This window comes from Nocardioides albertanoniae (assembly GCF_006716315.1).
In the GTDB taxonomy this organism is placed as follows: Bacteria; Actinomycetota; Actinomycetes; order Propionibacteriales; family Nocardioidaceae; genus Nocardioides; species Nocardioides albertanoniae.
This window is the reverse complement of sequence record NZ_VFOV01000001.1, coordinates 2,167,237-2,181,347: the sequence shown is the minus strand read 5'-3', so window position 1 is coordinate 2,181,347 and position 14,111 is coordinate 2,167,237. Positions and strand designations below refer to the sequence as shown.

Here is a 14,111-nt window from a genome sequence, read left to right as displayed (position 1 = left end):
GCTTCGACCACCCCCCACGTGTGAATTCCCACAGCGATTCTTTGCCCCCGGGGGTTTACATACGGCATCGACTTCGATTGAATCCACCCCCTGCGCGCGGGTGTTGATCGCCCCGTCCGGCCCCCATGACCCACATCTCGAGGATCCCCGATGTCCGCTGCCACCCGTGCCCCGATCGACAACTCGGGGCGCCTCCAGTTCGCCGACGACCTCTTCTCCCGTCGGCATCGCGGTCTCGGCAGCCCGATCGCCAACCAGTGGATCTGGCGGATGGGCTCGCCCTACGACGCCGAGCGGCTGCGCTACATCGCCGCCGGGCTTGCCGAGGGTGGTCTCTCGCGACGACTGCACCGCGCCAAGTTCCCCGGCGCTCGTGACCTGTGGACCAACGCCGACAACGAGCCCGCCCTCGTGCTCTACGAGGAGATCCTGCCCGCCGGCGAGATCAGCGACTGGCTGCAGGAGCGCCACAGCGACCACCTCGACCCGCACGTGGGTCTGACCTACCGGCTCACCGCGATCAACCTCGACGACGGCACCTCGGTCGTCTCGCTGCAGCTGGCCCACGCGGTCGGCGACGGTGGCTCGGTGCTCGACGCGGTGGGCCGAGCCTCCCGCGGCGAGCCGCTGCGGCTGCCGGCGGCCCCCGCGAAGGGCTGGCAGCGCCTGCGCGCGGAGGCCGCCGACTCGCGCGCGCAGTGGCGGGCCGTGCGGGAATGGACGAAGGCGCGCCGCAGCGCGAAGAAGGACGGCACCGCCGCGCTCGCCACCAAGGCACCCCGCGTCTACCCGGAGGCCGCCCCGCACCCAGCCCCCGAGAGCTGGCGGATGCCGCGGCTGATCACCGAGTTCGACACCGAGACGATGATGAAGGTCGCCGCCGAGCACGGCGGCTCGACCAACGCGTGGTTCATCAACGTGGTCGCCGACCTGCTCGTCAGCATCGACCACGTGCCGGTCGACCGCGGCGACGTGCCGGTCTCGCTGCCGATGAGCGACTTCCAGCCCGGCGACGTACGCTCCAACTCGACGCGCGTGGCCATGGTCGAGGTGCCTCGCGACGTGCTCGAACGACGTGACCTGGCCGCGATCAAGCAGCTCTCCAAGGCCGCCTACATCCGGCTCGGCCAGGCCGGCCCGGGGCTGGTCCCGGTGCCGCTGGCGATGATGCAGATGCTGCCCGACGCCGTGCTCGACAAGCTCCCGCAGCCGCCGGCCGCGGCCTGCATGGCCTCCAACCTGCCTCAGCTGCCCGGCGACTACCGCTACGCGATGGGCGATGACGTACGCCTCGTGGCCGGGCTCGCCGGCTATCAGAACGCGACCGCCCAGGACGCCTACGACGTCGGCGGCGGCATCATCGCCTGGCTGATCCAGTCGGGGCCGCGTACGACGCTCAACCTGGTCGCCGCCGAGCCCGACCGGGTGCCCGACGCGGAGCATCTGCAGAAGCTGGTCGTCGAGGAGCTCGGTTCGTGGGGTCTGAACGTCGACGTGTGGTGACCGGGCGGTCCTCAGCGGGCTCTCTCGAGCGCGTCGGCGGCCCTGGCCACGGCGATCTCGGGCGTGACCAGGCCCGGGGCGACCTCGGCGGCCCGGTCACGGACCCGCGGCATCAGCACCGCGGCCAGCGCGGTGCGGAGCCGCTCCCGGTCCAGCCGGCTGGCGCGCACCGACGTGCCGACCCCGAGGTCGCTCAGCAGGCGGCCCCAGACGGGCTGGTCGGCCGAATACCACCCCACCACGCTCGGGGTCCCCGCCCGCAGAGCGGCAGCGGTGGTGCCGGCGCCACCGTGGTGGACCGCGGCGACGCACCGCGGGAGCACCGCCGCGTGGTCGACCGCTCCCACCAGGCGTACGTGGTCGGGTGCATCGACCGCGAAGGAGTTCCAGCCGCTGCTGATCAGCGCACGCAGGCCGAGGTCGGCGGTCGCGCCGGCGACGTCACGCACCAGGCCGGCGGGATCGTCGACCGGCATCGAGCCGAACCCGACGTAGACCGGCGGGTAGCCCGCCGAGAGCCATGGGCCGAGCTCGTCGTCGACGCCGGTCTCGCCCAGCAGCCTGCGGTCGGAGTCGGCGAGGGCCAAGAACCCGGAGAACGGGCTCTGCACGCCCCACTCCGCGGGGAGCCCGGGCACCAGCAGCGGGTCGTAGGCCTGCACCTCGACCGCGCCGCGTTCACGGAGCCGGGTCTGCAAGGGGGTGCGCGCCGGCGCCACGCCGAGGGCCACCCGCTGGGCGTTCTCGGCGTCGCGGGTCAGGCTCCAGCGCACCTGCGTCCCGGCGTCCCAGGCCCGCTCCTGCACCGGCTCGGGTCCGGCCATGATCTTCACGCTCCGGTTGGAACGGACGGGAAAGTAGTGCAGCGCACCGAACCCGGCACCGATCCGCTCGGCGAGCGCGGATCCGACCTCCTGCCCGAGGAGACCGGCGACGACGACGTCCGCGCTGCCCCGCTCCCCCGCCAGCTGGACCAGGTCACGACGGAAGTCGTCCCAGCCGTGGGCGGCGACCTTGCGCGCCGCGCGAACCCGGGTGCGAAGATTGGCCGAGCGCATCTCCTCCCGCACCAGGCTCGAGGCGAGCAGCGCGCCGCTGTCGGGTCCGACGGCACGTGGATCGAGACCGAGCCTCGCCGCCAGCGGGAGCAGGTTGGGCGCGACCCCGACGGTGACCTCGTGGCCGCGACGGCGCAGCTCGAGGGCCACGGCCAGCGCCGGCTGCACGTCGCCGCGGCTGCCCATCAGACCGAAGACGAATCGCACGTTCACACCACCTCTCCTGCCACGCAGGCCCAAGAATCCCCCACCGATAGGACCGACACCGCATGCCCGAGCCTGTGATGCTGCCCTCACTGCCGCCCGCGAGCCCCGGTGCCCGTCCGGCGCCGTTCAGCCCGGAGCGCACCAACCGGCTGACCTACGACGACGAGGTCTTCCTGCGCTCGGCGACCGTGATCGGAGTGCCGGTCGTGGGGCAGACGGCGTGGCGGTTCCCCTCCGAGATCCCGGTCGAGGCCGTCCAGGAGGTGGTCGACGAGCTGGCCAAGGGCCCGCTCAACCGTCTCGTCGTACGCCCCAGGGTCACCGGCGCGCGCTCGCGCTGGGTGCCGGTGACGACGGCCGAGCCCGTGCGCCTGCACCCCGAGCCGATCAAGGCCGACCAGGTCATGGCCTGGCTCGACACCACCACCGACCAGGTGCCGTTCGACCCGGTCAAGGGCCCGCTGTGGGCGTTCTTCATGGCCTACACCACCGACGGCGCCACGATCGTGACCTACAACGCCTCCCACATCGTCTGCGACGGCGGGATGAAGCTGGGTGCCCTGATCGCAGCCGTACGCCGCCAGCCCCTGCCGCGGCTCCCCTTCGACGACCCCTCGGCGGCCGAGGTCACCCGCCGCGACGACTGGCGCGACGCACGGACGATGGCCAAGGCCGCCGCCCGCGGGCTGAGCGCGGCCCGCAAGGCGGGGCCGATGCCGGTGCTCGAGGCGCAGTCGTCGGAGAAGCGACCGGTGCCCGCCGCGCAGCCCGACGACGACGTCGTCCACGAGGTGGCCTTCGCCGGCGCCGACTGCTCGGTCGCGGAGTGGAACGCCGCCGTCGAGCGCGCCGGCGGCACCTCCAACACCCTGCAGATCGCGATCACGGTCGAGGTGCTCCTCGAGGCCGGGATCGTGCGCCCCGGCGAGCCGGTCAAGATGTCGCTGCCGGTCTCGATGCGCGGTGAGGCCGATCTGCGCTCCAACGCCACCTCCGGCGTCTCCATCGCGGTGGAGACCGAGCTGCGCGACGGCGTCGGCCGGGTCACCGACCTCGCCCACATCCGCGAGCGCGCCAAGAAGGAGTTCTCGGCCCTCTTCAAGGGCACCCGCCCCGACCCGATCGCCAACATCGCGCCGCTGGCGCAGATGATCCCCGACGGGATCGCCAGGTCGGTGCTCAAGAACGTCGTCACCCCGCTCGGTCTCGCCTCCAACCTGGGTCGGCCGGACCCCGACTTCATCGCCCCCTTCGGCGTGCCCGCCGAGTCGATCGTCTTCCGCGGCCTTGCGCTCGGTGCCACCCGCGGCGAGCTGCGCCGCATGCGTGGCGGCGTCACCTCGTGGTGGTGCGACATCGGCGAGGCCGGTCCCGGCGGAGCCACGGACGGCGGGCTCTGCAACTTCGGCATCCGCGCGCTCGACCCCGACGCGGTGCCCGACTCCGCGCACCTCCAGGATATCGTGACCACCGTCTACGGACGCTGGGGCATGACTCCGACCTTCTGGTGAGAAGATGCCGACATGACGATCGATGTGCTCGGTGAGCCTTACACCGTCGAGACCCTGGCGCTCGAGGACGACTTCGAGGGCGAGGTCGTGGCCACCTTGGTGAAGCGGCCGGCGGACGAGGACCCGAAGGGTGCCGTCCTCTACGTGCACGGCTTCTCCGACTACTTCTTCCAGACGGAGTACGCCGAGTGGTGGACCTCGCGCGGCTACGACTTCTACGGCATCGACCTGCGCAAGTACGGCCGCTCGCTGCGCGAGCACCAGTCGGGGACGTACGTCGGTGACCTGGCCGAATACTTCGACGAGCTCGACGCCGCCTGGGAGCTGATCACCGGCCGCGACGGACACTCCCAGGTCGTGCTAAGCGGTCATTCCACCGGCGGGCTGACGGTCTCGCTGTGGGCCGACGAGCGGCAGCCGGAGGCGCTGGCCGCGATGGTGCTCAACTCCCCGTGGCTCGATCTGCAGGGCTCGTTCCTCGCCCGCGAGGTGCTCACCCCGGTGGTGCGGGGCATCGGCCACCGGCTGCCGCTGCGCGAGCTCGGCCGCGACGTGACCGGTTTCTACCCGAAGTCGCTCCACGTCGACCACGACGGCGAGTGGGAGTTCGATCTCGGCCTCAAGCCCATCGGCTCCTACCCGATCCGGCTCGGCTGGCTCAAGGCGATCCGCGACGGCCACGCGCGCGTGCACCGCGGCCTCGACGTGAAGGTGCCGGTGCTGGTGCTCTCCTCCGACCGCTCCAGCAAGCCCACCGAGATGGGCGAGGACGCGCACTCGACCGACATCGTGCTCGACGTGCGCCAGATCCGGCGCTGGTCGACCTCGATCGGCACCCACGTCACCTATGTCGCGGTGCCCGGCGCCAAGCACGACGTGATCCTCTCGCGTCCCGATGTGCGCAAGCAGGCCTACGCCGAGATCGAGCGCTGGCTCGCGGCGTACGGCGTGTGATGCGCGTGCGAGAGCACTTCGAACACTGAACAGCCCATCAACTCGCACGACACAGTCGCACCAGAACTGGTTGTCATTCGAATCAATTGCCGCCCCCGGTGAACGGAATGCAAAGCCAAGGCGCGTTAGGGTGCTGTGGTCCCGATACCAACCCGGAAGGACCGCAGTGTGACTTCTGACAAGAAGCCGGCCAGTCCACAGCATGCTGAACAATCTCGATCTGGCTTTATCAAGTCCCCCACCGGAGACGTGATCCCTCACCCCGCGCTGGATCTGCCGGTCTCGAGCGACCAGCAGCATCGCAAGGGTATCGACTGGGTGGTCTTCGGCGTCGCGGCTGTCATCGCCATCGCCTTCATGGTCTGGGGGATCGTCAACACCACAGGCATGAGCTCGGCCGCCGACAGCGGCCTCGCCTGGGTGCTGGACAAGGCTGGCTGGTTCTTCGTCCTGACCGCCAGCAGCTTTGTCGTCTACATCATCTGGCTCGCGGCGAGCAAGTACGGCAACATCCCCTTGGGCCGTGACGACGAGAAGCCCGAGTTCAAGACCGCCTCGTGGATCGCGATGATGTTCAGTGCCGGTATGGGCATCGGTCTGATGTTCTACGGCGTGGGCGAGCCCCTGTGGCACTTCGTGAACCCGCCTCCCGGCACCGGCGAGGCCGGCAACCCCGAGGCGATCCAGCACGCGATGTCGACGACCATGTTCCACTGGACCCTGCACCCGTGGGCCATCTACGCGGTCGTGGGCCTGGCGATCGGGTACGGCGCCTACCGCAAGGGGCGCGTCAGCCTGATCTCCTCCGCGTTCACCGCTCTGCTCGGCAAGCGCACCGTCGAGGGCCCGGTCGGCAAGACGATCGACATCTTCGCCATCTTCGCGACCCTGTTCGGCTCGGCGACCTCGCTCGGCACCGGGGCCTACCAGATCTCGGCCGGCCTGCAGCTCGTCGCCGGGCTCGGCAAGGTCGGCAACAGCGTGCTGATCGGGATCATCGCGATCCTGACCGTCTGCTTCGTGATCTCGGCCGTCTCCGGCGTGGCCCGGGGCATCCAGTGGCTCTCCAACATCAACATGGTGCTGGCGCTGCTCCTGGCTGTGTTCCTGTTCGTGGTCGGTCCGACCGTCTTCATCCTCGACCTGATCCCGACCTCGCTCGGTGCCTACCTCGGCGACATCGCGCAGATGTCGGCCCGCACCGGTGTCGGCGGCGCCGAGACCTCGGAGTGGCTCGGCAGCTGGACCATCTTCTACTGGGCCTGGTGGATGTCGTGGACGCCGTTCGTCGGCATGTTCATCGCGCGGATCTCGCGCGGGCGCACGATCCGGCAGTTCGTCTCCGGCGTGCTCCTGGTGCCCAGCGCGGTCAGCGTGGTCTGGTTCTGCATCTTCGGTGGCACAGCGATCGACCTGCAGCGAGACGGCGCCGACATCTTCGGCGACGGAGCCGCGGAGTCGCAGCTGTTCACCATGCTCGACCAGTTCCCGATGTCGACCGCGATGAGCGTCCTGGTCATGGCCCTGGTGGCGATCTTCTTCGTCTCCGGCGCCGATGCCGCCTCGATCGTCATGGGCACGCTCTCCGAGCGTGGTGTCGAGGAGCCGACCCGGCCCACCGTCATCTTCTGGGGAGTCGCTACCGGTGTGGTTGCGGTCCTTGGTCTGATCGCCGGCGGTGAGGATGCCCTCTCCGGCCTGCAGAACATCACGATCGTGGCGGCGCTGCCGTTCGCGGTGATCATGGTCGGCCTCGCGGTCTCGTTGCAGAAGGATCTGCAGAGCGACCCGCTGATCGTCCGCGGTCAGTACGCCGAAGAGGCGATCGAGCAGGCCGTCATCACCGGTGTCACCGAGCACGGCGACGACTTCGCGTTCGCCGTCGTCGAGGACGAGCAGGCCGGCGACGATTCGTCGTCTGCCTCCGAGTCCACGGTGTCGTCCGAGACGAAGTCCTGACAGCTCAGGTCTGACGACTGATGGCGGGGTCCTCCGGGACCCCGCCATCAGTCATTTCTCGGGTGACTTCTCCGGTCAGCTCTCCGGGCCTGTTCGCAGCGGCGCTCCGGAGAACGTCTCCAGGGTCACGAACTCCTCGATCGGCTGCCGGCGGAGCCTGCTGAGCTGCTTGACCGGCCGCCCCATCGGCACGACGGCAGCGACGGCGTACGTCGCGGGCGCGCCCACGAGGTCGAGGAGCTCGGGCTCGGCGGCGACCGCCATCGTGGTGATCACGCCGCCGAAACCCTCGTTGCGAGCCGCCAGCAGCGTGTTCTGCACCAGCGGGTAGACCGAGCCGCCGGAGATGACACCGACGCGGTCGAGCTCGGCATCGAGGGAGGCGACCACGGCGAGGTCGACCAGGAAGACCAGCACGACCGGAGCCTGCCGCAGCGGCTCGGTCATCTGGTGGGGCACCCGGGTCGCCTCGATCTGCTCCTGGGTGAGCGCGCTGGGGGTGACCGTGTTCCACGGCCTCTCCCCCGCCTTCTGCTGCGCGAGGTATCTGCGCGCGCCGGGCAGGGTCAGCTCGACCAGACGCTCCCGGGTCTCCGGGCTGCGTACGACCACGACATGGGCGCCCTGGCGGTTGCCGCCGGAGGGCGCGAAGCGGGCGTTGTCGAGGATCCTGCCGAGCACGTCGTCGGGCAGCGGGTCGTCGGTGAACTCACGGACCGCATGGGTGGTCCGCATCGCGTCGTAGAGCTCCATGACGCCTATCTCACCAGACGCCCGAGGCCGAAAGGTCACGTCTGCAGGCCGAGTGGGCACCCGGGTGACTTCTCGACCTGCAGGAGTGACTCTTCGACCGGGGTGAGGTCAGACTCAGCCGATCAGGAAGGCGACCAGTGCGGTGAGGCCGACCACGACGATCACGGCGCGCAGGGCGACGGGCGGGAGCTTGCGGCCGATCCTGGCACCCAGCAGGCCACCGATCGTGGCACCGACGGCGATCAGGGCGGCGATCTTCCAGTCGACGTCGGCGACGAGGGCGAAGATGAGCCCCGAGATGCCGTTGGCGATGGCGACCAGGATGTTCTTGAGCGCGTTGAGGCGCTGCAGCGACTCGGCGACCCCGATGCCGATGATGGCGATCATGAGCACGCCCTGAGCAGCACCGAAGTAGCCGCCATAGACCCCGAGCAGAGCCACCGAGGGCCACACCCACCAGCGTTCGCTGCCGTCGTCGGGTGCCTCTCCGTGTCGCTTCGCGACCCACGCCGAGATGCGGGGCCCGGTGATCACCAGCAGCACGCCGAGACCGATCAGGACCGGCACGATCATCTCGAACGCACCGGGCGGCAGCACGAGCAGCAGCACCGCACCCGCGGCGCCACCGATGAGCGCGGCGACCCCGAACCGCAGGATCCGGCCGCGCTGCCCGGCGAGCTCGCGACGGTATCCCCACGCTCCGGCCAGCGACCCCGGCACCAGGCCGATCGTGTTCGAGACGTTGGCGGTCACCGGCGGCACGCCGAAGGCCAGCAGGGTCGGGAAGGTGATCAGCGTGCCGGAGCCGACAGCCGCGTTGATGGTGCCCGCCCCCACCCCGGCAAGCAGGATGAGGGCGGACTGGAGAAGATCCACTTACTCGGTCGGCCCGGTGGGCTCGGTCGGCTCGGCGGGCTCGGTCGGCTCGGTCGGCTCGGTCGGTTCGGACGAAGGCATCGGCCGCCTGGGAGCGGCGGCCTTCTTGGCCTCGGCGAGGGCCTCCTGGACAGCCGCGGCCGCCGAGGACTTCTCGAGGTCGAGGTCGGGCTCGGCCGCACCCATGTCGACCCGCTTCGCAGGGCCATCGACCTCGGTCGGGATGCCGCGCAGGTCGTTCATCGTCGAGCCGAGGCCCTCGAGAGCCTTGCCGATCTCGCTCGGGACGATCCAGACCTTGTTGGCGTCACCCTTGGCGATCTCCGGCATCATCTGCAGGTACTGGTAGGCCAGCAGCGACTGGTCAGGACGGCCGTCGTGGATCGCCTGGAAGACGGTCTGGATGGCCTGGCCCTCACCCTGGGCGCGCAGGATCGCGGCCTCGCGGTCGGCCTGCGCCGAGAGAATCTGCGACTCGCGCTGACCCTCGGCGTTGAGGATGGCCGACTGCTTGTTTCCCTCGGCGGAGAGGATCGCCGACTGGCGCTGCCCCTCGGCGGTCAGGATCGCCGCGCGCTTGTCACGGTCGGCACGCATCTGCTTCTCCATCGCGTCCTTGATGGAGGTGGGCGGGTCGATCCCCTTGATCTCGACCCGCTTGACCTTGATGCCCCAGCGGCCGGTCGCCTCGTCGAGCACTATCGAGAGCCCGGAGTTGATCTGCTCACGCGAGGTCAGCGTCTCCTCCAACGTCATGCCGCCGACGATGTTGCGCAGCGTGGTCATGGTCAGCTGCTCGACAGCCTGGATGTAGTTGGCGATCTCGTAGGTCGCCGCCACCGGGTCGTTGATCTGGAAGTAGATGACCGTGTCGATCGAGACGGTCAGGTTGTCCTCCGTGATCACCGGCTGCGGCGCGAACGCGACGACCTGCTCACGCATGTCGATCATGTAGCGGACCTTGTCGACGAACGGGATCACCGCGTTCAGACCGGGGTCACGCTTCGACTGGAACTTGCCGAAGCGTTCCACGACGCCGACCCGCGCCTGCGGGATGATCTTGATCGTCTTGGCCAGCGTGGTGATCACCAGCACTGCCAAGATCACCAGAAGGGCCAGGATGATGCCACCCATTGCCATTGATTCCTTGTCTAGATAGGTGCCCGGGAACTACAGCGTCCCGAGCTCGGGAAGAGGATGGACGTACGCGGTCGCGCCTCGGATCTCGAGGACCTCGACCGGTGTGCCGGCCTCGATCACGAGCGTCTCGTCATAGGGCTGAGCCGTCCACAGCTCGCCGTCGAGCTTGATCTGCCCCGGCTTCTGGGAGCTGATCGCGCCGGCGGAGACGCCCTGGACACCGATCAGCTTCTCCGCGCCGATCTGGATCTCGGGACCGTTGTGGAGCCGCTTGGCGAGGCCCGGGCGTACGACGGCGAGCATCGAGACGGAGACGACGAGAGCGACGATCGCCTGCAGCACGAAGCTGTCGGTGAAGGCGCCGGTCACCGCCCCTGCGAATGCGCCCGTGGCGAGCATCAGCAGGATCAGATCGAGGCTGAAGAGCTCACCGACGATCAGCAACGCGCCGAGGCCCGTCCACAGCGCCCAATCCCAGTCCTGCCAGTCCATGGCGTCACCCTATAGGTCTGGCCCTGATCCGTCGGCGTGTTTTCGCACCGGCGTACGCATCGAAATTCATCAAGACGGCACTACGTTGCAGCTCGTCCCGACAGATGTCCATGACGCGGTACGCCACGCTGGTGGCATCGCGCTCGCGATAGGAAGAACCAAGTGACGTCCCTGACCTATGAGGAAGCCTTCCCTGGTGCTCCCGCGAGCAAGTTGACCGAGTTGGAAGCCAGACTTGTCGCGAAACTTCCTGATCCCTATCGGGCATACCTGTCCACTCAGGACGGTGGCGCGTTGGAGGGTTACAACAATCAGGGTCTCGAGATCATCTTCGGCGTCGGAGATGTTCCCGAGTGGGCAAGCCTGTGGCACAGGCTGAGCCAAGACAGCGATGTGATTCCTACCGGATTCATTCCAGTAGGCACCGACGCAGGCAGCGACTTGTTTCTTCTCGCCGTGACTGGGACGGACCGCGGCTCCGTCTGGTATCAGAGCAACGAGATGGAGGAGGACGACGCGGGCAAGCTCACCCCGGTAGAGAGCGAACGCCTCGCGGACTCTTGGGACGAGTTCTTGGCATCGATCGAGGTGCTCGACGATTAGTCAACGCGACCCGCCCCGCACCAGCGATCGATCGAACGAGGACTCCCGGATCTGCGCTTCGTAGCCGGGGAGGCGATGTGATCCTCAGCGGGTGTGGCGGGCGCGGCGCTTGGCCCAGTAGCGGCCCTCGCTCTCCTCGAGCGCGAGCGGCATGCCGAAGGTCTTGGAGAGGTTGGCCGAGGTGAGCGTGTCGTCGATGAGCCCCTGGGCGGTGATCCGGCCCGCCTTCATCATCAGCACGTGGCTGAAGCCGGGCGGGATCTCCTCCACGTGGTGGGATACGAGCACGGTGGCCGGGCTGTCGGGGTCGTAGGCGAGCGTCGACAGGGTGGAGACGAGGTCTTCGCGGCCGCCCAGGTCGAGGCCGGCGGCGGGCTCGTCGAGGAGCAGCATCTCGGGGTCGACCATGAGCGCGCGGGCGAGCTGGACGCGCTTGCGCTCTCCCTCCGAGAGGGTGCCGAACTTCCGCTCGCCGAGGTGCTTGATGCCGACCTCGGTCAGCAGCTCCTGAGCACGGTCGTGGTCGAGGTCGTCGTAGTGCTCGCGCCAGCGGCCGACGACACCGTAGGACGCGCTCACCACGACGTCGCGGACGAGCTCGTGGCGCGGGATGCGGTCGGCGAGCGCCGCCGAGGTCAGGCCGATGCGCGGGCGCAGCTCGAAGACGTCGACCCGGCCGATCTGCTCGCCGAGGATCTTGACCGTGCCCGAGGTGGGGTGCAGCTGCGCGGCGGCGGCCTGCAGCAGCGTGGTCTTTCCGGCGCCGTTGTGGCCCAGGATGACCCAGCGTTCGTCCTCCTCGACCACCCAGCTGACTGAGTCGAGGAGAGTGTTCCCTCCGCGGCGTACGGTGACGTCGGTGAACTCGAGCACGGCTGCCATGGCCGCAAATCTATGGCATCCGTCCATACGGCTCGGGGATAGGGTGGACGGCTGTGAGTGTCGAGGAATTCGAGTCGGTCGAGACGACCCCCGAAGCGTTGCGCCTGGCGTGGTGGGTGACGGCGTGGCTGCGCGGCGACGCGGTCACCGACCTGGTGCTGGACGCCGTGATCGGGCCCGATGCGACCCACACCGTCAGCGGGCTCGCCGAGCTCGGGCTGGGCGGTGAGGACGGGGTCGCCGACACGTTGGTGACCGGCCTGGGGCGGCTGCGCTCCGAGGGCGCGTCGCTGGTCGGGGTCGCGTTTCCGGCCGAGGGCGACCCGGTCGGCCTCGGCGGCCCCAGGGCGTTCAACGACGCCGCACTGGAGGCCGGCGAGGCGGTCGTGAGCGACGTCGGCATCGGCCTGGTGCCGGTTCGGGTCGGCGCCGTCGTCGACTGGCAGGCCCATCCCGCCCAGCGCCGCCAGCTCCCGGACGTCGGCGAGGCCGACCGCGCGCTTCGGCTCGCTCTGACCGAGTCGGCCACGGCGCTCGCCGAGCTCGACGTGGCTCGGTGGCGACCGGAGGTCGCCGACCAGCTGATGAACCTGCGGCACCGACCCACGCTCCATGGTGCGCCCGGGGTGATGAGCCGTTGTGTGGAGCTGGCTGCAGGTGGCGTACAGGCCCGCGGGATCGTGGACGTGGCGCTCGAGGACGAGGGCGGATCGGTCACCGCCTCCGAGATGACGCAACGCCGAGACGCGCTCGTCGGTCTCGACCGTGCTGCCCGCCGGGCGCTCACCGCCGCGGGCTCGCCCGAGGTCTGGCCACCTGCCTGAACGGGACGGCGACTCCTCTATCCTGTGCATCGATGACCGAGGAATTCGACGCGCTCGAGCGCCGTCCCGACACTCTGCTGATCACCCTCGCGGGACACGACCGTCCGGGGTTGACCTCGGCCACCCTGGCAACGCTCGCGCTGGCCGGCGTCGACGTCGTCGACCTGGAGCAGATCGTGCTGCGCGGCCGACTCGTGCTCGGGCTGCTGGTGACCGCGCCGGCCGACGTCGACAGCGTCGACGCGCTCAAGCACGCGATCGAGGAGACCGCGCACGCGCTCGACATGACCGTCGAGATCGAGGACGGCGTGGGCGACACTCCCCGCAAGCCTTCGGACCGGGCCCGGGTGACCGTGCTCGGTCTGCCGCTCAAGGCGGCCGCGCTCTCCTCGGTCACCCGCACCATCGCCTCCGCGGGCGGCAACATCGACCGGATCACCCGGCTGGCGCGCTACCCGGTCACCGCCTTCGACCTGCACGTCTCCGGCGCCGACCCGGACGAGCTGCGGGTCACCCTCTCGGCCGAGGCCGCGGCCCAGGGCGTCGACATCGCCGTGCAGCCGGCCAACCTGGTGCGCCGGGGCATGCGGCTGATCGTCATGGACGTCGACTCCACCCTCATCGACGGCGAGGTGATCGAGATGATCGCCTCCCACGCCGGCTATGAGGCCGAGGTCGCCTCGGTCACCGAGGCCGCGATGCGCGGCGAGCTCGACTTCGAGGAGTCGCTGCGCGCGCGGGTGAAGTATCTCAAGGGCGTGCCTGCCACCGCGTTGGACGAGGTCTACGCCGGGCTCGTGCTGAACCCCGGCGCACGGACGATGGTCCGCACGCTACGTCGGCTCGGCTACCGCTTCGCGATCGTCTCCGGCGGGTTCTCCCAGATCACCGACCGGCTGGCCGCGAACCTCGGCATCCACTACGCCCGCGCCAACGAGCTCGAGATCGTCGACGGCGTGCTGACCGGCGAGGTCGTCGGTGAGGTCGTCGACCGGGCCGGCAAGGCGCGCGCGCTGCGCGAGTTCGCCGCCGAGATCGGCATCCCCGAGGCCGCCACGGTCGCCATCGGAGACGGCGCCAACGACCTCGACATGCTCGCCGCCGCCGGCCTCGGCATCGCCTACAACGCCAAGCCCGCCGTACGCTCCGCCGCCGGCACCGCCATCAACGTCCCCTACCTCGACACGATCATGTATCTGCTCGGCATCTCCCGCGAGGAGATCGAGGCCGCCGACGCCGAAGCCGGCATCGTCACCCCCTCCCCTCCCCTCCTCTGACCACCTCCGCCGAGGCGTCACTCCTGCAGGCCGAGGCGTCACGTCTGCAGGCCGAGAAGTCGCGTCTGCAGG

General features: G+C 69.6%; 14 protein-coding genes. 8 read left to right on the top strand and 6 right to left on the bottom strand.

Annotation, left to right across the window (positions count from 1 at the left end; all coding sequences use genetic code 11):
• Positions 1-150 precede the first annotated feature (150 nt).
• Positions 151-1,503: a non-ribosomal peptide synthetase family protein gene (locus tag FB381_RS10405; protein ID WP_141780229.1), complete on the top strand. Its 1,353-nt coding sequence runs from the start codon at positions 151-153 to the stop codon at positions 1,501-1,503.
• Positions 1,504-1,514: 11 nt separating this feature from the next.
• On the opposite strand, the gene FB381_RS10400 is transcribed toward FB381_RS10405, so the two are convergent.
• Complete coding sequence (locus FB381_RS10400; RefSeq protein ID WP_246088051.1) at positions 1,515-2,774, bottom strand: glycosyltransferase; 1,260 nt, start codon at positions 2,772-2,774, stop codon at positions 1,515-1,517.
• A gap of 56 nt (positions 2,775-2,830) precedes the next feature.
• Between FB381_RS10400 and FB381_RS10395 the strand changes: the two genes are divergently transcribed.
• The 3 genes from FB381_RS10395 (at position 2,831) to FB381_RS10385 (ending at position 7,192) form a co-directional block, all read left to right on the top strand.
• Entirely contained in the window at positions 2,831-4,279 is a 1,449-nt protein-coding gene (locus tag FB381_RS10395; protein WP_141780228.1) for a hypothetical protein, read from the top strand.
• A 12-nt stretch (positions 4,280-4,291) separates the two neighbouring features.
• The gene (locus FB381_RS10390) at positions 4,292-5,233 is read left to right on the top strand and encodes an alpha/beta hydrolase (RefSeq protein WP_141780227.1); all 942 of its coding nucleotides are present in this window, start codon (positions 4,292-4,294) and stop codon (positions 5,231-5,233) included.
• A 249-nt stretch (positions 5,234-5,482) separates the two neighbouring features.
• Positions 5,483-7,192, top strand: coding sequence for a BCCT family transporter (locus FB381_RS10385; RefSeq protein WP_246088050.1), 1,710 nt, complete (start codon positions 5,483-5,485; stop codon positions 7,190-7,192).
• 75 nt (positions 7,193-7,267) lie between these two features.
• Here the strand turns inward: FB381_RS10385 and FB381_RS10380 are convergent, their stop codons facing one another.
• The 4 genes from FB381_RS10380 to FB381_RS10365 all read right to left on the bottom strand — a co-directional run bounded on the left by FB381_RS10380 (position 7,268) and on the right by FB381_RS10365 (position 10,453).
• Positions 7,268-7,945 carry a nitroreductase family protein gene (locus FB381_RS10380; protein ID WP_141780225.1) on the bottom strand — a complete coding sequence of 226 codons (678 nt, stop codon included), beginning with the start codon at positions 7,943-7,945 and terminating at the stop codon, positions 7,268-7,270.
• 114 nt (positions 7,946-8,059) lie between these two features.
• Entirely contained in the window at positions 8,060-8,821 is a 762-nt protein-coding gene (locus FB381_RS10375; RefSeq protein WP_141780224.1) for a sulfite exporter TauE/SafE family protein, read from the bottom strand.
• A complete protein-coding gene (locus FB381_RS10370; protein ID WP_141780223.1) occupies positions 8,822-9,955 on the bottom strand; it encodes an SPFH domain-containing protein in 1,134 nt (377 codons plus the stop codon).
• A gap of 36 nt (positions 9,956-9,991) precedes the next feature.
• Positions 9,992-10,453: an NfeD family protein gene (locus FB381_RS10365; RefSeq protein WP_141780222.1), complete on the bottom strand. Its 462-nt coding sequence runs from the start codon at positions 10,451-10,453 to the stop codon at positions 9,992-9,994.
• Here FB381_RS10365 and FB381_RS24580 point away from each other — a divergent pair.
• Together FB381_RS24580 and FB381_RS10355 are read left to right on the top strand one after the other, a co-directional pair.
• On the top strand, positions 10,452-10,619 hold the full coding sequence (locus tag FB381_RS24580; protein WP_141780221.1) for an HNH endonuclease: 168 nt from the start codon (positions 10,452-10,454) through the stop codon (positions 10,617-10,619). The two genes, FB381_RS10365 and FB381_RS24580, sit on opposite strands and share 2 nt — an antisense overlap.
• The gene (locus FB381_RS10355; protein WP_141780220.1) at positions 10,616-11,056 is read left to right on the top strand and encodes an SMI1/KNR4 family protein; all 441 of its coding nucleotides are present in this window, start codon (positions 10,616-10,618) and stop codon (positions 11,054-11,056) included. The genes FB381_RS24580 and FB381_RS10355 overlap by 4 nt, the downstream gene beginning before the upstream one ends.
• A gap of 84 nt (positions 11,057-11,140) precedes the next feature.
• On the opposite strand, the gene FB381_RS10350 is transcribed toward FB381_RS10355, so the two are convergent.
• Complete coding sequence (locus FB381_RS10350; RefSeq protein ID WP_141780219.1) at positions 11,141-11,938, bottom strand: ABC transporter ATP-binding protein; 798 nt, start codon at positions 11,936-11,938, stop codon at positions 11,141-11,143.
• A gap of 53 nt (positions 11,939-11,991) precedes the next feature.
• Between FB381_RS10350 and FB381_RS10345 the strand changes: the two genes are divergently transcribed.
• Positions 11,992-12,762, top strand: coding sequence for a hypothetical protein (locus FB381_RS10345; protein ID WP_141780218.1), 771 nt, complete (start codon positions 11,992-11,994; stop codon positions 12,760-12,762).
• Between the two features lie 32 nt (positions 12,763-12,794).
• The gene (serB, locus tag FB381_RS10340) at positions 12,795-14,039 is read left to right on the top strand and encodes a phosphoserine phosphatase SerB (protein ID WP_141780217.1); all 1,245 of its coding nucleotides are present in this window, start codon (positions 12,795-12,797) and stop codon (positions 14,037-14,039) included.
• Positions 14,040-14,111: the final 72 nt, after the last annotated feature.

Bases quoted from the DNA above. Each gene is read 5' to 3' on its own strand.
- FB381_RS10370 (WP_141780223.1), bottom strand. From the start codon at position 9,955: ATGGGTGGCATCATCCTGGCCCTTCTGGTGATCTTGGCAGTGCTGGTG.
- FB381_RS10365 (WP_141780222.1), bottom strand. From the start codon at position 10,453: ATGGACTGGCAGGACTGGGATTGGGCGCTGTGGACGGGCCTCGGCGCG.
- FB381_RS10405 (WP_141780229.1), top strand. From the start codon at position 151: ATGTCCGCTGCCACCCGTGCCCCGATCGACAACTCGGGGCGCCTCCAG.
- FB381_RS24580 (WP_141780221.1), top strand. From the start codon at position 10,452: ATGGCGTCACCCTATAGGTCTGGCCCTGATCCGTCGGCGTGTTTTCGC.
- serB (WP_141780217.1), top strand. From the start codon at position 12,795: ATGACCGAGGAATTCGACGCGCTCGAGCGCCGTCCCGACACTCTGCTG.
- FB381_RS10395 (WP_141780228.1), top strand. From the start codon at position 2,831: ATGCCCGAGCCTGTGATGCTGCCCTCACTGCCGCCCGCGAGCCCCGGT.
- FB381_RS10390 (WP_141780227.1), top strand. From the start codon at position 4,292: ATGACGATCGATGTGCTCGGTGAGCCTTACACCGTCGAGACCCTGGCG.
- FB381_RS10350 (WP_141780219.1), bottom strand. From the start codon at position 11,938: ATGGCAGCCGTGCTCGAGTTCACCGACGTCACCGTACGCCGCGGAGGG.
- FB381_RS10380 (WP_141780225.1), bottom strand. From the start codon at position 7,945: ATGGAGCTCTACGACGCGATGCGGACCACCCATGCGGTCCGTGAGTTC.